Raw genomic sequence first — 17449 nt, 5'->3', positions numbered from 1 at the left:
GTTAAAAAAAATCATGTGTGCAATCCGCATTCTGTCTTGCCGCTACCAGTCCAACGTCCAGAGCGCATGTCTTCTTCAGTAAATGCTGGTTTTGTACAGTTTGCGCACCCAATACTCGGGTATCCTTGATCATGAAGTATATTATAATCCAGTTCATGGGTGTGGGCGAAACGCCAAACATCTTTCCATGTCCAATGAATAAGCGGACACACTTTAATCTTTTTAAAACGGTTATCTAAATTCAAGTACTCGGTAGATTTTCTTAATTCAGATTGTTCACGCCTTAATCCTGATATCCAAGCAGTGGAAGGGGCAATTGCTTCTTCCAGTGGTTTAATCTTGCGCAAATCACAACATTGGTTTGGATTGGTTTTCCAGAGATCCAGGCCATATTGATCTGTCTGTTCTTCAATAGTCAAACCAGGCTGTTGCAAATGAATTTGAAGCTGAGGATAACGCGTCTTCACTTTTTCTATCGTGTCATATGTCTCTTTAAAATGATAATTGGTGTCTAAAAATACAATCTTGGCATCGGGTTTCACGCGTGAAATCAGTTCGATCAATACAATTCCTTCGATACCAAAGCTACAAGCATAGACTAGCTGTTCTCCATAGTGATCATAAGCCCATTGCAGTACTTCAGAAGCTCCTTTTGTCTCGGAGTCTGCCGGAAACTCTGGTAAGACCGGTGCATCTTTTAACGATTCAAATGTGATCATTCCATCCCCCCGTTAACTGTTATATTATTAACAGTTTAACAGACAATTAAAAATAGTCAATGCAAATTAGAATAGTAGGGATTGAATTTTTATACGTGTAAATAATGGCGGTTTGTTAGTTGGATTACGTTTCTGTAAAGGGGGCGTAATAAGCGGCGAGTTCATTGCTCCCACTTCGGCGCTGGTGGTAGGCGCCTTCGTTGGATTGGGTGTAGGGCAGTTCGTAAACTTCTTTTTAAAAAGTACAAAATCAGTAACACCAAATCACTGATCTTCTTCCTATAAGAACCACAACCAAAATAACTACCACTCAGCAGCGCAGGCACAACTGCGGGGTAGGCCGTGGCCAGGAGCCAACTGGCAGCACTACCGCCAGCTGGCTTCTGGCTGTAGGCAATCCCCCACGTGCCTGCGCGAGTCCAGAAAGCAGACACTCGATGACTTCGGTATCCAACAACCAGTCGAGCAACGACCCCCAACAAAAGTGCCAAAGACCCGCAGACGCCTAGTGTTCCAGTCAAACGCATTTCACAATCGGGTAACATACTGTTGCCCCAAGCGAATAAAACGTAGGACGACAGTACTATTTCATCTCTATTTATCTCACAACATTATTCTTTTTACTTTTCATGTCAAAATGCAATTGGTATACTAAATAGTAGTAGTAAATCATTATAACTAAAGGAAAGAGTGTGCACCCAATGGGCCGTAAATGGAATAACATTAAAGAAAAGAAAGCGTCTAAAGATGCGAACACAAGTAGAATCTATGCAAAGTTTGGCCGTGAAATATATGTAGCAGCAAAATCAGGGGATCCAAGTCCTGAGTCCAACCAAGCACTGAAATTCGTACTCGAGCGTGCAAAAACCTACAGCATACCGAAAGCGATCATCGACCGTGCAATCGAAAAGGCGAAAGGTGGCGGCGAGGAAAACTTCGACGAACTTCGTTATGAAGGATTTGGTCCGAATGGCTCTATGGTCATCGTGGACGCTTTGACAAATAACGTCAATCGGACAGTTTCCGAAGTGCGTGCGGCATTTGGTAAAAATGGTGGCAACATGGGAGTGAGTGGTTCTGTAGCTTACATGTTTGATCCAGCTGCAATTATCGGTGTTGAAGGCAAAACGGAAGATGAAGTATTAGAGTTATTGATGGAAGCGGACGTTGATGTAAATGATATTGAGGAGGAAGATGGGCAAGTAGTAGTTTACGCTGACCCTACCCATTTCCATGAAGTACAAGAGGCATTCCGTCAAGCGGGTGTTACGGACTTTACCGTAGCCGAGTTATCCATGATTGCTCAGAACGAGATTTCATTAGATGAAGAAACTCAGGATCAGTTTGAAAAAATGATTGATGCGCTTGATGATTTAGAAGATGTACAACAAGTTCATCATAACGTTGAATTAGCATAATAAAACAGCTGTTCCATAAATGGAGCGGCTGTTTTTATATTACTTTATGATGACTTTCCATCCGTCAGAAGGTTCTTCAATTGAATGTACATAAGTAGGTAAGAAGATGAAAGACCAGGGTGTTGCGGCAAAAGGTGGAATATCGAGGGATAATGAAAAAGTCTCCTCAGCTACTACATCACTGTGTTCATTCACTACACATACTATAGCTTCACGAATAGATAATAATTCATTACGATTATTTTGCAAGAATACAGTAGCGACTAATCCTCCGTTGCGTTTTCGTTTCAACAGTATAGGTGTAGCTGTAAATTCTTCATGTACTGACTTTTTAGTTTCATATTGAAGAATAAAAGCCTGTTTTTGTTTGTCCGATAAAGTAGCTTCCCACGTTGCTTCAAAAACAATTTGCATAGCGTAGACCTCCTTTTTCCTGTATCATTCCCTGATAAATGATATTTAAGTCCTATTATAACATGAAATACTAAAAGATATTAACTACGACTTAATTCTCTTGTGTAAGATAAGAATTTCAGTATGACTGGAATTATCGCTGATTATTATACATAGAATGAATGAATTTATCGAATGATGTATACTAGAGTAGAAATATACTAGTAAAGGGAGAGAGTCGTATGATACGTGTATTATTCGTTTGTCTCGGGAATATTTGTCGCTCACCTATGGCTGAAGGAGTATTTCGTAAGATGATTCATGATGAACGATTGGAAGGGCGCATCAAAGTAGACTCGGCAGGAACAAGTGATTGGCATGTCGGGAAAGCGCCCCATGAAGGAACTTTGGCCAAACTGGCAGAATATCACGTTTCGGCAGATGGGATGGCGGGACGTCAATTAAACGTGGAAGATGCAGCGGATTTTGATTATATAATCGGAATGGACGCAGAAAACATCCGAAATATTCATAACATATTTGGTGATCATAATCATCAACGTGTGCTTCGTTTTTTGGATTTGACAAGTCATCAAAAAGACGTTCCAGACCCGTATTTCACTGGTGATTTCCAAGAAACATACGACTTGGTGCTCGAAGGGTGTCAGGCGTTATTGGATTTAATTAAAAAAGAGGGATCCATAAAATGAAGATTCCTATATTATATGAAGATAACCATCTCTTAGTCGTTGAAAAGCCGGTCAATGTACCGGTGCAAAAAGATGAGAGCGGGGACTTGGACGTATTAACTATTTTAAAGCAAGATATTAAGAGACGTTATCAAAAGCCAGGAAAGGTATACCTTGGCTTAGTACATCGTCTTGATCGTCCCGTTGGTGGCGTAATGGTATTTGCTAAAACTTCCAAGGCGGCATCTCGTCTATCCGATCAGCTTCGTCGCGGCATCATCGAACGGAGATATTTAGCGGTTCTCCGTGGTGTGCCTCGGAAAAAACAATCTACTCTTCAGCATTATTTATACAAGAATCGTCAAAAAAATCAAGTGTACAGCGTGAAGCCGAACCATCCGGAGGGGAAGATGGCTAGTTTGGATTATCAAGTACTTGATAGTAAAATTGATCAAAGCTTAGTAAGTGTACGTCTACATACAGGACGATCACACCAGATTCGAGTACAAATGGCAACAGAAGGGCTTCCGCTCTATGGTGATCAGAAATACGGTGGTACTATCAATAGGCGTGGCGAACAAATTGCGTTATGGTCACACGAGTTGGAGTTCGAACATCCGACAACAAAGGAAAAGCTACAATTTACATCAGAAGCACCACGAGTTTATCCTTGGGAATTATATACTACGCACGATCAAGTTTATAAAACATATGGTTAGTGAAGAACCGTCCATTCTTGACTTACGAATTCGGTGCCACTACACTAAATGGAAAAACGTCTGTTGGAGGAATATATGAGTAAGCATTCTTTTATCCCGATTATTGTCGGAACTAATATTAACGCCTATAATATGGCAATTTCATTTCATGAAGAATATGGCATTAAACCTGTAATTGTAGGCAGAGAGCCATTGCCATTCACAAGCTATAGTACGATTACGGACATCCAAGAATTAAATCCTGGTTTGCATGATCCAGAAATATTCGTCCAGTTTTTACGTGAAATTGCTAAAAAATATAGGACAGCTGATCAAAAATTAGTGCTTGTCGGTACAGACGACTTATATGTACGTCTGATTATTGAGCAGCGGGAAGCTTTGCAAGAAGATTTCTTGTTCAATTATATCAATGAAGAAATTATGAATGCCGTGTATATTAAGAAGAATTTCTATGAATTATGTGCTGAACATGGGATAGATACACCTTCTACCTACTTTCATTCATGTTTATCCGATGAACCATTTACGGAAGAAGTGCTGTTCCCGGTCATCATCAAGCCAAGCGACGGAGTTCAATACTACCGCCATCCGTTTGAAGGGTTGCAGAAGATCTATAAGGTCGATACATATGAGGAAATCAATCGAATTATTCAAATGGTAAAGGCTAGTGGATATACAGAAGATCTGATTATCCAAGATTTCATTCCTGGTGATGATACGTATATGTGGGATGCTGTGTATTATGCAGATCAGCATGGTAAAGCACAGTTAATCACATTGGCGCAGGTGGTATTACAAGAACGTGCGATGACAGCGATCGGAAACTATACAGCGCTGATTACGCGGTATGATAAAGAAATTATGACAAAATTAGCTAACTTCCTTGAAGCAATTGGCTATGTCGGTTACGGAAACTTCGATTTGAAATACGACGAACGCGATGGTAAATTCAAAGCGTTTGAAGTGAATATCCGCCAAGGGCGTTCAAGTTATTACATTACGCAGTGCGGTGAGAATATGGCGAAGTATTTGGTCGATGACTTAGTATATGGTAAGGAAAAGCCGTTAACATATCTAGATGACCATTTCCTATTCACTGTCGTACCGAAAGCGGTATTGAAAAAATTTGTGGATAATCCGCCTATGGAAAAAGAGATTCGATCTTTAATCAAAGCAGGAAAATACGGAAATCCTTTATTTTACAATAAAGATAAGCATATGAAACGTAAGTTATATTTACTTATGCGTCAAATCAACTACTACAAGAAGTATAAAAACGCTGTTGAAGAATAAACTAATCCCTGCGCATCTGCGCAGGGATATTTTATTCTTATTAAGTTATTAGCTGAATCGGTCTACTAAGTCGTGCATATTCTCCGCTTCTGTATGAAGGTCGAGGGAAGCATGCATAATCGTGCTAATCGCAGCTTTTTGTTCATCAATAGATGCATTGACTTGTTCGGTAGCTGCTGCGGATTCAGTCGCAACAGCGGCAATGTGATCAATTGCCTGAACAACATGTTGTCGATTTTCATCCATACTGTTCATATCATTTTCCATAGTCTTCAACAGTGATGTGATGTTGAGAATGGAATCGGATAGTTGTTCGAAAGCATGTTTAGTTTCCATAATGGTGACTTCTTGATTACTCGTCAATTCTAATGTGTGTTTCATTTGGTTTTCAGCAGTCGTCGTATCTTTTCGAATATGCACGAGGAGGTCGCGAACTCTCGTAGTTGCCTCGTTCGTGTCTTCAGATAAATGACGCACTTCGTTGGCTACTACAGCGAATCCTTTACCATGTTCCCCTGCACGAGCAGCTTCAATACTAGCGTTTAACGCAAGTAAATTCGTTTGCTCTGAAATGGATGAAATGGTTTGGACGATGGCTTGGATCTCATTCATTCTAGATACAAGTTGTGAGAAGTTACCTTGTAAATCATTAATGACGATGTTGAAATTCTGAGAGTTTTCTTCTAAGTTCTCGGCCTTTTGCATACCAGAACTTTGTAGATCGTTCATGCTGCGCATCTCTGTCACAACGTTTTCATATTGCGCTGCTGCATTGGAAATCAGTGTAGATAATTGCCCCACTTTTGTGATCGCAACATCTGCTTCTTCTGATTGCAATACAGCCCCTGAAGATACCTCAGCAATAGCGCTGTGGATCTCGTCAGCAGATGCTGTTGCTTCTTCCGTGATTGCGCTCAATGTTTCGGATGATGTTCGCATGCGGTCTGAAGAAAGTCTTGTGTGACCGACCATCTCATTCAGATTATTTTTCATCGTATTCACATTTTCAGCTAAATGGCCAAGCTCATCACGTGAACGGATTGGAATATCTTCACCTGACAATTGACCTTGCGCAATTTCAGCTGTAATGAGGCGGATATTTTTAATGTATGATGTCAGACGTCCTGAGAAAATCGAAAATAATGTAACGCCTACAATTATAGAAATAATTACTGAAATTAAGGTGTACCATAAAACATTTTTTGCTCCAGCATTAAAGTCTACTAAATAGGTTCCGGCCACTACGATCCATCCCCAATTAGGATCTTCTAAGCCGTACGTGATTTTTGGTGCTTCTACATTTAAGTTACTTGGTAGTGGCCAGTCATATTGTACATAACCGCCTCCGTTTTTAGCTTCTGAAATTACTTCGCGAATGAAGTAACGTCCATCTTTTGTTTTGGTTTCATAGAGACTTTCTCCTTCTTTCTGTGGATGTACTAGCAAAGTACCTTCCTCATCCACTACATAAAAGTAGAAGTTCTCCCCGTATTTCGCTGGATTGTCTAAAGATCTAGTACCATCTGTGGCCATAGGTCCCATGATTTTTTCTTTAGCCCGTTCTTGGGCATCTTCTAAACTAATTGTACCGTTCTCTACTTGAACATTGAGCTCATCGATCAAATCTAGGACAGCGTATGTCCCGTTCTGTAATCCCATTTCCCCAACAGTCTCAAGCTCTTGCTTCGCCACAAAGTAATTGACGACACCAACAGCTACTAATGGAATTAAAATAACTAGTGCTGCAAGCGCTATCAACTTGTTGCGTACTGAACCTTTCAATATGTAATCCCCCTTTTGCATTTCTATGTGAACCTTTCTACCCTGTTTATAGTATAGGCTATTCCGATTGATAACGGAATAGCCTGTCTCATTTTCTAGTAAATTATTACTTATTATTCAAGCAACGTTGTTAAATGGCAGGTGTATACCCTTCGATTCTTGACTTGAAAAATGCAGTAGGATACACTTAATAGAGCTGTGGCTATACGGTTCTTAAAGATTTTCAAAAGTTTAAAACGGAAATTGTATGGAGCTATAGTAACGTAAGGAGTGTTCGAGCAGTGCCGATTTTAGATAAAAGTAATGCAAAAGATGTTGAAAGATATGAAACGTTTATGAGAAATTCTCCGTTTCGTTCGATTACACAAGATCCCAATTGGGCGCATGTAAAAGATGACTGGGGTAACGAGCAAGTATATGTAGAACGGGACGGAGAAATTGTAGCCGCTATGTCCTTATTGATACGTAAGGTACCAGGCGGTTTTTCATTACTATATGCACCACGTGGACCTATTTGCGATTTACATGATCAGAAGCTGGTTGAAGAATTGATTCAAGAGGCAGAAGTGCTTGTGAAAAAACATAAAGCTTTTGCATTAAAAATGGATCCTGAACAGCTTTATACAGATGAATTGGACAAGTTATACCGTGATGCAGGTTACATAGTACGCAACGAAGGCGCGGGTAAAGAAGATTTAATCCAGCCTCGCTATAATATGATTGTTAAATTGACGGACGAAGATGAAGATTCTTTAATGCTTAAGTTCCGTAGCAGAACGAGAAGTAAAATCCGAAGTTCAGCACGTAAAGGTGTGGAAGTATCTTATTCACGCAGTGATGAATATTTAAAGAAATTCTTTGAAATCCATGAAGAAATGTCTGTTCGAAATCAAATCTCTATTCGTTCATATGATTATTTCGTTAAAATGCGAGAAGCATTCGATGATTTACGTATTTATATAGCGAAGCACGAAGACGACTATTTAGCTGGTGCTGTAACTATTAACTATAACGGAAAATTATATTACTTATATGCGGGTAGCTCCAACACGAAGCGTAATCTAAATCCTAGTTATCTAATGAACTATGAAATGATGAAGTGGGGATTGGAAATAGGTGCAGAACAGTATGATCTTGGTGGAGTATTCGTACTCGACAGTGAGCAAGATGGATTATATAATTTTAAAAACAGTTTTTGTCAGGTAGACGGAGTGACAGAATTTATCGGTGAAATTGATAAAGTGTACAAACCGTTCATTTATAATATGTTTGTGAAAGTAGTGCCTAAAATTCAGAAGTTGAAAAAGAAGCTTCAAAAAAAATAACCGGTTGAAGTCCTCAACTACAGAAAAGAGTGAACCGAATGAATTTTTTAGACGAGCTGAATGAATCTTTACGCACAAAATGGAAATTTAAACAGCCTATGCCGATTCAGTCTCAAATGATACCCGAGATGTTGTCTGGTAAAGACATAGTAGCTGAATCACCAACAGGGACAGGTAAAACACTAGCCTACGCATTACCTGTGATTCAAATGGTCGACGGCAATCTACCGAAGACACAAGCGTTAATTATTACACCATCACAAGAGTTATCCATGCAAATCGTTAATGTGATACGTGAATTGGTTGAAGGAACTTCCGTAACGGTAACTCAACTAATTGGCGGTGCAAACATGCAACGTCAAGTCGAAAAGCTAAAGAAAAAACCGACAATCGTAGTCGGCACTCCAGGAAGATTAAATGAACTAGTAAGAGAAAGAAAACTGAAAATGTATGATATTCAATACTTAGTCATTGACGAAGGGGATCAGCTTTTGTCGCGCGAATATCGCGTACTGGTGAAAAGCTTGATTGAAGCAGCAAACCCCGAACGTCAGTTAGCGGTTGTGTCTGCCACAATTACGGATGAAATCGAACTCGTTGCCAAGCAGCTGATGAAAGATCCAATCCGACTGCAAGTCAATTCAGATGAAATTCCAAATAGTGGTCAAGTGGTTCATTCATACGTAAAAGTAGATGAGCGCAGAAAGACGGATATACTTCGAGGGATTTCTGCATTATCAGGAGTACGAGCGCTAACATTCATGAATAATGTGGATCAATTGCGCATGAAAGAACTAAAACTACTCTACAATGATGCACCGATCGCAGTCCTCTATTCTGACATGAAAAAACTCGACCGTCAGAAAACATTGGAAGACTTTAGAAAAGGGACTATTCGCATCCTTATCGCTACAGACTTAGCGGCACGAGGACTGGACATCGAAGGACTAACGCACGTCATCCATGTCGACGTACCTCATACAGCCGAACAATACGTGCATAGATCAGGAAGAACTGGCCGTGCGGGGGCAGACGGAGAAGTCCTCACACTTCTATCCTACCCAGAAGAACGCGACTACCGTAAAGTTTCCAAGGGTATCAAAACAGTCCAAAAAGTTTGGTACAATGGACAACTGATCGAAGGAAATTCCAAGACAATCGACGACATGAAAAAAGCAGCACCAAAGAAATCAAAGCCGAAAGTTAAGAAAAAGAAATAACCAAAAACGTATCTTCCAAACGATAATACAAAAAGACTGAAGACTACTCTCCTATCAGGGAGGTGGCCTTCAGTTTTTTCTTTTACTATAGCAGGTTAGATCTCAAAACGCTTCGTAAGTATAAAAAATGAGCATGCACGGAAACATCCGTACATACTCATTTCTATCATCAATCAAGCTGAGTCAAAATAATAGGCTGACCTTTCGTCACGACTATCGTATGCTCAATCTGTGCAACGAGCGACTTGTCGGGCGTAACAAATGTCCAACCGTCATCCAACTCAACTACTTGCTCAGCCGTTTGTGAAATGAAAGGCTCCACTGCCAGAACCATACCATCCTTCAATAACGTTTTATCCCAAGGGTCATAATAATTCAGAACATGTTGAGGCTCTTCGTGAAGGGCCGTACCAATTCCATGACCGGTTAAGTTTTTGATCACATGTAAGCCATTATCTTTTGCTTCACGCTCTACAGCTTTACCGATTTGATTCAGACTAGAACCTGCTTTTACTTTCAATAACGCGCGGTCCAAAGCGGACTTTGCTACGTCGCATAATTTCTGCTTTTTCTCATCAGGTGTACCTGCCACGAATGAAATCCCAGTGTCTGCAAAGTAGCCGCCAGCTGATCCAGAAACATCTATATTCACGAGATCACCGTCTTTTATCTCGTAGCTTCCTGGAATGCCATGCGCTACCTGATGGTTGACGCTGATACATGTATAGCCAGGGAAGTCATACTGGTCGATAGGAGCAGAAACTGCACCTTTTTCAGTGAACAGACGACCTGCCATATCATCAAGTTCTTTCGTTGTGATGCCAGGTACTGTAGCATCTTTCAACGTTTCACGAATTTCCGCAACAATTTTACCTATTGCCCGTAACCCCTCTAATTCTTCATCATTTTTCACAATCATGTTCACAAGTCCTTTCTTCCGTACAATTTATTCAATTCTACTATATCATACTTTATCGATGTTTTTTTAATGATTATCTTGTTCTTTCAATTACTTACTTCAAGACTTTTACACCTTGATACACATTCCAAATCAAGACGCTTACAAACAATAAACTATATAGAATGATGAATAGCATAGGAACGAATCCCCAGAACATCATATTGCTGTTTGTATTGGTTATGGTATCGACATTAAAGGAAAATATCGAAAAGGACATGATGATAAACCCAGCAATTAGTAATGCCATAGGGACGATATGTGAAATGAGTGCCTTTTTTGCATGGCGGCGAACTTCGAATTCATCTGCAACGAAGTAAATGATAATCGGCAATAGAAGGGGAGCGAAAAATACACTGAAATAACTAAGTGAAGACAATAATTTTGAATTTGACATAGCGTAACCTCCACTCTCTAGCATGATAGTCCATACTCTAACCTATACCCTATTTTACGGTATAATCATAAAAAAAACACGGTTGCCCAATTGGCACCGTGTTATAATTGTGTGGGCTTTGAAAAACGCTGTCCCATAAATAGTATAAAACCGATAACTGCGGAAAGAAATAAAGCGGCTGTTGAAACAAATAGTTCATCAGTTCCATTTTTTATTGCAATACCGATGAAAGACCAAATGATAATTAAATTAAACATAGAGTCGTGGTAATGATACATAAAATGTAGAGCGATCGCTGCAGTCAGAGTTAAGAACAATACTGTCCATAGTGGATCACTCAAACCCCATCCTGTCCAATCGTGAAATTTGAAAGCATAGGTAGAATTTGCAATGACAGCGATGAAGATCCATGCCATGTAAGCCGAAATCGGAAGTCGTTCCCGGTTCGTTCCCTCTATTTTGGCGTAACTGAAATACAGCACGAGTAAACTAATTAACAAAGCAATTACGCTGACGATGGCCCAGTAATAATAACTATAATGCCATAATAAAAGCCATGCGATATTTAAAAAGCAGCTGACTGAGAAAGAAATTGCACGTAGATTGGCAACGGATGAAGAAAGTCTAACTGATGTTTTGAAAAACATGTATAGCCAACTGACAAGTAACAGATCTAGCACTATCCAAATTGAAAAAACGTACTCTGCAGGCATGAATAGAACCGGTACTCGATTAGCAATTTCCCAAGTAGTCAGTCCGTTAAGTGGAATTAAATTTGCAGCGATATGTGTTCCAATCATGATGAGTAGCGAAAGTACCATCAAAATAATTCTTAGCATGATAAAATCCTCCTGAACAACAGTATACAGAGATTACGGATCGATGGAGGGGAAAAGTATGAATTTTCCTTTACAAATGAGAAAATGTGGCGTTCTATTGTCTTGTAGATGTAAAAAATCTATAATAAGAACTAATGAATTCAGGTAACTGGTACTGAATCTCCATTTCATTCATATCGTTTGGATAAAGTAGAAGGCAAGAACAGAATGCTTCGAAAAGGATGAGGACAAATGATTTTACTCGAAGGGGAGCAGTGCTACCTACGGATACTCACAGAAGATGATGCGTATCAATTCACCCAGCTGCTAATTGCCAATAAGGAGTACTGGACGGAATTTGAACCAAGGCACGATAATACGTATTATACAGTAGCAATGCAACGAGATAAAATTCGAGAATCTCTCTATCAAATGCGTGATCGACGGGAGTATAATTTCGGTATTTTTGATTCAGCAACAAGTTTAATCATCGGTCAGATTTCATTGTACAGCATCAAACGGTTACCGTTTTCCAGTGGTTTTGTGGGGTATTCCATTGATCAGCGGCAAACAGGAAGAGGCATCGGCACAGAAGCGGTCTCGCTTATTAATCAGTTTGCATTTGAAAAAGTGAATCTACACAGGGTAGAAGCATATGTATCTCCTCGTAATGTAGGTTCAGTCAAAGTGTTGGAAAAAGCACAATTCCAGCGTGAGGGATTGTTACGCCAATTACTATTTATTAATGGTGTGTGGGAAGATCATTATATGTATGCCATTGTGGAAGAGGATTATTGAAAGGGTAAGACCCTTTTGGAAAAGTGGATAACTATATGGAAAAGCCGGCTCTTCGAATAGAAGTTGCTGGTTTTTCGTTTTTATTGCGGTAGTACGCAGTGCAGATGTGTTCGTTGCCGCTCATAGTTTCGCGTGAAGCGCTCATAGTTCTTGCTGATCCGCTCTATCACACGGGATAACCGCTCTATGCCACCTCATAACCGATCATACATTCAGTCCAAGCGATCATAGTCGACTCCTAACCGCTCTATCACCCCGCACGCCCACGTTATCCTGAAAGTGGTAGGGCAGTGCAGACACATTGCCGCTCATAGTTTCGCGTGAAGCGCTCATAGATCATGCTGATCCGCTCTATCACACGGGATAACCGCTCTATGCCACCTCATAACCGCCCATACATTCAGTCCAAGCGATCATAGTCGACTCCTAAACGCTCTATCACCCCGCACAGCTACGTTATCCTGAAAGTGGTAGGGCAGTGCAGACGCATTGCCGCTCATAGTTTCGCGTGAAGCGCTCATAGATCATGCTGATCCGCTCTATCACAAAGGATAACCGCTCTATGCCACCTCATAACCGATCATACATTCAGTCCAAGCGATCATAGTCGACTCCTAACCGCTCTATCACCCCGCACAGCCACTTCAACAAGTACACCATAAAAACACAAAAAAACGACCCTTCAATAGAAGAGGTCGATTTTTCATAAAGTTATTTTACTGAGAGACTTCCTTTACTTTGTAACCATCTTCAATAATGTCCAGCTTGCCGTTTCCGGGATCGATAACAAGTCCATGTACATTTACGTCGGTTGGGATGAGAGGGTGATTACGGATCGCGTCCACACTCTTTTTCACGCTTTCTGTTACATCACTGAAACCGTGCAACCATTTCTCCATATCGATTCCGGAGTACTTCAATGTTTTAAACATGTTTGGATCTACACCGCGCTCAATCATATTGCCTATAATGTGATCGGTGTTGATGGAGCTCATGCCACAATCATGATGGCCAACTACGTATATTTCATCAGCTTGTAATTCATAAACTGCCACTAAAATACTTCGCATCAAACCGCCAAAAGGAGACGTGATGATTGCGCCGGCACTCTTAATGATTTTAGCATCGCCATTTTTCAAATTCATCGCTTTAGGGAGGAGCTCGATTAATCTTGTATCCATACATGTTAGGATGACAATTCGTTTATTCGGAAATTTCGTAGTGGAAAACTCTTCATACTTTTTTTCTTCGACGAACGTTTTGTTATAAATCATAATTTCGGATAATGATGTCATGGTTATGATCTCCCCCGTACTGTTTATAGTATGTAAAAGAAAAGAGTCGCCTTGTTAGGCAACTCTAATCATTAAATCCATGTCTATTAAGACTGGAATAAAAGCAAATTAGTTTCTGCCTTCTGGTTTTGGATCAACTGTAATGGAATCGTTTGAGTCCATTGATCCAGATAAGAAGTGCATCGTAAACAAGGATGCAAGTCCAAGAACAACCATGTAACCGATAACTGTTGTATACATTAAAGCCATTTGAAAGCCCCTCTTTCTGAAATGTATTATGTTCTCTTATCTATTATACACGATTTTCAAGAAAAAATTAAGAGCTACTGTAAACTTTGAATGAAAAGTGACGGAATTTAGAATGCCCAATTGCCATTACGGAAGACAGGCTCTACTGTTCCGTCTTCAAGTATCCCATCAATATCCATCTTTTCAGATCCAATCATGAAGTCGACATGTGTCAAGCTTTGATTCAACCCGTTAGCTTGAAGTTGTTCGGAATCCATTTCTTTCCCACCGTCAAGACAGAATGCATAGGCACTTCCAATAGCCAAGTGATTCGAAGCATTTTCATCGAACAATGTATTATAGAATAACACATTTGAATTGGAAATAGGTGAGTCATGCGGTACTAATGCCACTTCGCCAAGGAATTGTGAGCCTTCATCCGTATCGACAAGTTGTTTCAGTATTTCCTCGCCTTGATCAGCTGTAACGTTTGTGATTTTACCTTCTTTAAATTGAATCGTGAAGTTATCAATGATTGTTCCTGCATAGCTAAGTGGTTTAGTGCTAGTAACAGAGCCATTCACTCCAGTTTTTAATGGTGCCGTAAAGACTTCTTCGGTCGGCATATTCGCCATGAACTCATGCCCAGCTTGGTTGACACTACCAGCTCCACACCATAAATGCTTTTCTGGTAATTCTATTGTTAAGTCAGTGCCTGGAGCTGTATACTGAAGTTTGCGGTAATGTTTACCATTCAAATAATCTACTTTTTCATGCAAGTTTTCATTGTGCTTTTTCCATGCTTGCACTGGATCAGGCTGATCAGCCCTTACAGCACGTATAATAGAATCCCAAAGAGCAGGAACTTGTTCTTCCGTAGATAGTTCTGGGAAGATTTTAGCTGCCCATGCTGCTGAAGGTGCCGCAATGACTGTCCAACTGAATTTATCTGCCTGCATAGCTTGGCGGAACTTGCTGAGAGCAGTACTGGCAGCTTTTTGATTATCACGTATTCTACTAGATTCGATACCGTTTAATAAATCAGGGTCTTGCGATACGATTGACATGAAAGCGGCACCTTTTTCAGCTAGCTGTTCACGTTCCATCTGTTTCCACGTAGGGAACTCGGAAAACGAATCCGCTGGTGCTTTTTCATAACGCAGACGTGTGACTACATCATCAGCCCAGTCTACGAAGACTTGTCGTGCACCTGCTTCATACGCTTTTTCAACGATCAATCGAACAAATGAAGTATTTTCTGTAGAAGCGCTGATGAATAGATATTGGTCCTGTTGAATATTTACACCCACCTTAACGGCTAAGTCGGCATAATTAGAAAGTTGATCTTGAAATTGATTCATCATGACATCTCCTTTTACGTATTGTGACAATTCTAACAAGTGAAGATCACAGTTCGCAACGATAAAGCAATTGAAATAGGATGAAATACTCGTAACTGCCTAAGAATAGTCGTCAGTATTCCCTAAACAACGTCATGAAATGACCGAAATAATAAGAAGAATGCAGTATTTGGAGGCTTTATACATGGATTTGTCCACAATTATAGGTTTAGTATTAGGATTTGCAGCACTCCTCATTGGAATGACGCTTAAAGGAGTTACACCCGATGCGTTACTTAACCCGGCTGCGATCCTAATCATCATAGCAGGAACGATTGCCGCTGTAGTCATCGCATTTCCGATGAATGAATTAAAAAAGATACCCAAATTATTTAAAATTATTTTTACGCAGCAAAAGCTTGCATCCGATGCAGAATTAATTCGTCTATTTTCTTCTTGGGCTGATATTGCTCGTCGGGAAGGGTTACTAGCTTTGGAAGCGAAAACAGATGAAATTGATGATCCGTTTTTGAAAAATGGATTGAGTTTGGCAATCGACGGACAGAATGCTGATTACATTCGTGATGTATTAAGTGAAGAAGTTGAGGCTATGCAAGAGCGGCATTCAGTCGGAGCACTCATTTTCTCACAAGCGGGTACATATGCCCCTACACTTGGAGTTCTAGGAGCTGTTGTAGGTCTGATTGCCGCACTGAAAGATATGAATAATATCGATGCGTTAGGACATGCGATTTCTGCTGCATTTATTGCGACATTGCTTGGTATTTTCACAGGATACGTTTTATGGCATCCGTTTTCCAATAAACTTGTACGTAAGTCAAAAGAAGAAGTCCGCCAGAGGACCATGGTAATCGAAGGAATTCTTTCCGTATTGGAAGGGGAAGCACCGCGTGTCATCGAACAAAAATTGGCATCTTATCTTTCTGTAGAAGACCGGAAGAAGCTAGCTATTGATGGCAGCGAAGGAGCTGGTAAAGTTGGCGAAGAAGCGTAAGAAAAAGAAACATGAAATAGAACATATTAATGAGTCCTGGCTATTACCTTACGCCGATCTACTGACATTATTACTGGCATTATTCATCGTATTATTTGCTACTAGTTCAGTAGACGAGGGACGATTTGCAGAAGTCTCTAAAGTATTTAGTGAAATATTTGAAAGTGGTAGTGGAATCATGAGTGAGAGCGCGCCAACCACTACCCCAGTCCCAGATGACTCGGTAGGGGAGCAAGATGAAAACTCCTCCTATATGGAAGATCAGCAATCCTTGGGGGAAACGCAAGATGATTTGGACGAGTATATTGCCGTGAATGAACTAGAAAATCAATTTGATACTGAAATGACAAATGAAGGCTTGTTGTTGACGATTCGAGACAGTGTACTGTTTAAATCCGGGAAATCAACGATCAATCCTGAGTATAAAAAACTTGCGAATGATATTTCTCAGTTGCTGACACTTGATAGACCACGTCAAGTGGTCATTACGGGTCATACAGACGACATTCCGATCAACAATGCAGAGTATTCATCTAACTGGGAATTAAGCGTTATGCGTGCTGTAGAGTTCCTAAAAATCATTGTCGCGGACAATGAAGTCGATCCGAATCTTTTCAGTGCGAAAGGATACGGAGAATATAAGCCGATTGTTCCGAATGATACGATAGAAAATCGCAGTAAAAACCGAAGAGTAGAAGTGCTCATTCAACCACTTGTTTTAAAAGATGGCACGCAGATCACAGCGCAATAAAAAAAGCGACTCCACGTGGAGTCGCTTTTTTAATTGCGCATAGAACCAAGTTCTGTGGCAATTGCTTGCATTTCATTCGGTGTGATATTTTCACGTTTCATAACCATTTCGTACATATAGTGCAAATCATCATACTGTTCTGTACTAAAGTTTTCAGGTTTCATCGCATCGACATTTACCATGCGTAGTTTTTCTTTAATCTTTTCAATCATGTATGAGACATTCTCAGGTGATTTTGCAGACAAATCCATATTCTTACCGCCTTTCCTCTTATGAAATCTATCATTTCAT

At 40.2% G+C, this 17449-nt stretch carries 19 protein-coding genes; 9 read left to right on the top strand and 10 right to left on the bottom strand.

The window, feature by feature from the left end; genetic code table 11:
* Positions 1–11: 11 nt before the first annotated feature.
* Positions 12–719, bottom strand: coding sequence for a phosphoadenylyl-sulfate reductase (locus CSV64_RS13710; RefSeq protein WP_099635152.1), 708 nt, complete (start codon positions 717–719; stop codon positions 12–14).
* A 701-nt stretch (positions 720–1420) separates the two neighbouring features.
* Here CSV64_RS13710 and CSV64_RS13700 point away from each other — a divergent pair.
* A complete protein-coding gene (locus CSV64_RS13700; RefSeq protein ID WP_099635150.1) occupies positions 1421–2137 on the top strand; it encodes a YebC/PmpR family DNA-binding transcriptional regulator in 717 nt (238 codons plus the stop codon).
* A 39-nt stretch (positions 2138–2176) separates the two neighbouring features.
* Here CSV64_RS13700 and CSV64_RS13695 read toward each other — a convergent pair whose 3' ends face one another.
* Entirely contained in the window at positions 2177–2551 is a 375-nt protein-coding gene (locus CSV64_RS13695) for an SLAP domain-containing protein (RefSeq protein ID WP_099635149.1), read from the bottom strand.
* 221 nt (positions 2552–2772) lie between these two features.
* On the opposite strand from CSV64_RS13695, the gene CSV64_RS13690 reads away from it, so the two are divergent.
* The 3 genes from CSV64_RS13690 (at position 2773) to CSV64_RS13680 (ending at position 5231) form a co-directional block, all read left to right on the top strand.
* Complete coding sequence (locus CSV64_RS13690) at positions 2773–3240, top strand: low molecular weight protein-tyrosine-phosphatase (protein ID WP_099635148.1); 468 nt, start codon at positions 2773–2775, stop codon at positions 3238–3240.
* Positions 3237–3938: an RluA family pseudouridine synthase gene (locus tag CSV64_RS13685; protein WP_099635147.1), complete on the top strand. Its 702-nt coding sequence runs from the start codon at positions 3237–3239 to the stop codon at positions 3936–3938. Before CSV64_RS13690 ends, CSV64_RS13685 begins: the two co-directional genes overlap by 4 nt.
* A gap of 75 nt (positions 3939–4013) precedes the next feature.
* Positions 4014–5231 (top strand): carboxylate--amine ligase, encoded by a 1218-nt coding sequence (locus tag CSV64_RS13680; RefSeq protein ID WP_099635146.1) that lies wholly within the window; start codon positions 4014–4016, stop codon positions 5229–5231.
* 48 nt (positions 5232–5279) lie between these two features.
* Here the strand turns inward: CSV64_RS13680 and CSV64_RS13675 are convergent, their stop codons facing one another.
* The gene (locus CSV64_RS13675) at positions 5280–7013 is read right to left on the bottom strand and encodes a methyl-accepting chemotaxis protein (RefSeq protein ID WP_233190488.1); all 1734 of its coding nucleotides are present in this window, start codon (positions 7011–7013) and stop codon (positions 5280–5282) included.
* Positions 7014–7294: 281 nt separating this feature from the next.
* Between CSV64_RS13675 and CSV64_RS13670 the strand changes: the two genes are divergently transcribed.
* Both CSV64_RS13670 and CSV64_RS13665 read left to right on the top strand, forming a co-directional pair.
* On the top strand, positions 7295–8338 hold the full coding sequence (locus CSV64_RS13670; protein WP_099635144.1) for a lipid II:glycine glycyltransferase FemX: 1044 nt from the start codon (positions 7295–7297) through the stop codon (positions 8336–8338).
* A 38-nt stretch (positions 8339–8376) separates the two neighbouring features.
* Positions 8377–9558 carry a DEAD/DEAH box helicase gene (locus CSV64_RS13665; protein WP_099635143.1) on the top strand — a complete coding sequence of 394 codons (1182 nt, stop codon included), beginning with the start codon at positions 8377–8379 and terminating at the stop codon, positions 9556–9558.
* Between the two features lie 169 nt (positions 9559–9727).
* Here the strand turns inward: CSV64_RS13665 and map are convergent, their stop codons facing one another.
* From map to CSV64_RS13650, 3 genes are all read right to left on the bottom strand, one after another.
* Positions 9728–10477 carry a type I methionyl aminopeptidase gene (gene map, locus CSV64_RS13660; protein ID WP_099635142.1) on the bottom strand — a complete coding sequence of 250 codons (750 nt, stop codon included), beginning with the start codon at positions 10475–10477 and terminating at the stop codon, positions 9728–9730.
* A 94-nt stretch (positions 10478–10571) separates the two neighbouring features.
* A complete protein-coding gene (locus CSV64_RS13655) occupies positions 10572–10913 on the bottom strand; it encodes a magnetosome magnetite crystal formation protein family (RefSeq protein WP_099635141.1) in 342 nt (113 codons plus the stop codon).
* Between the two features lie 101 nt (positions 10914–11014).
* Positions 11015–11752 carry a hypothetical protein gene (locus tag CSV64_RS13650; RefSeq protein ID WP_099635140.1) on the bottom strand — a complete coding sequence of 246 codons (738 nt, stop codon included), beginning with the start codon at positions 11750–11752 and terminating at the stop codon, positions 11015–11017.
* 231 nt (positions 11753–11983) lie between these two features.
* Here CSV64_RS13650 and CSV64_RS13645 point away from each other — a divergent pair, with 231 nt between their 5' ends.
* Positions 11984–12529 carry a GNAT family N-acetyltransferase gene (locus CSV64_RS13645; RefSeq protein ID WP_099635139.1) on the top strand — a complete coding sequence of 182 codons (546 nt, stop codon included), beginning with the start codon at positions 11984–11986 and terminating at the stop codon, positions 12527–12529.
* Positions 12530–13245: 716 nt separating this feature from the next.
* On the opposite strand, the gene CSV64_RS13640 is transcribed toward CSV64_RS13645, so the two are convergent.
* The 3 genes from CSV64_RS13640 to CSV64_RS13635 form a co-directional block, all read right to left on the bottom strand.
* On the bottom strand, positions 13246–13824 hold the full coding sequence (locus CSV64_RS13640; RefSeq protein WP_099635138.1) for a beta-class carbonic anhydrase: 579 nt from the start codon (positions 13822–13824) through the stop codon (positions 13246–13248).
* Positions 13825–13932: 108 nt separating this feature from the next.
* Positions 13933–14073, bottom strand: a complete 141-nt coding sequence (locus CSV64_RS16770; RefSeq protein WP_199168577.1) for a hypothetical protein — start codon at positions 14071–14073, stop codon at positions 13933–13935.
* A gap of 107 nt (positions 14074–14180) precedes the next feature.
* Positions 14181–15413: an aminopeptidase gene (locus CSV64_RS13635; RefSeq protein WP_099635137.1), complete on the bottom strand. Its 1233-nt coding sequence runs from the start codon at positions 15411–15413 to the stop codon at positions 14181–14183.
* Positions 15414–15597: 184 nt separating this feature from the next.
* Here CSV64_RS13635 and motA point away from each other — a divergent pair, with 184 nt between their 5' ends.
* Together motA and motB are read left to right on the top strand one after the other, a co-directional pair.
* Positions 15598–16407 carry a flagellar motor stator protein MotA gene (motA, locus tag CSV64_RS13630; protein WP_099635136.1) on the top strand — a complete coding sequence of 270 codons (810 nt, stop codon included), beginning with the start codon at positions 15598–15600 and terminating at the stop codon, positions 16405–16407.
* Positions 16391–17158, top strand: a complete 768-nt coding sequence (gene motB, locus CSV64_RS13625; protein WP_099635135.1) for a flagellar motor protein MotB — start codon at positions 16391–16393, stop codon at positions 17156–17158. The genes motA and motB overlap by 17 nt, the downstream gene beginning before the upstream one ends.
* Before the next feature lie 29 nt (positions 17159–17187).
* Here motB and CSV64_RS13620 read toward each other — a convergent pair whose 3' ends face one another.
* Positions 17188–17409 (bottom strand): DUF1128 domain-containing protein, encoded by a 222-nt coding sequence (locus CSV64_RS13620; RefSeq protein ID WP_099635134.1) that lies wholly within the window; start codon positions 17407–17409, stop codon positions 17188–17190.
* Between the last annotated feature and the right edge of the window lie 40 nt (positions 17410–17449).

Origin of the sequence: Sporosarcina sp. P32b, assembly GCF_002743335.1 — a bacterium.
GTDB lineage: Bacteria > Bacillota > Bacilli > Bacillales_A > Planococcaceae > Sporosarcina.
The sequence above is the reverse complement of the archived record's forward strand: the minus strand, read 5'-3'. Positions and strand labels throughout refer to the sequence as shown.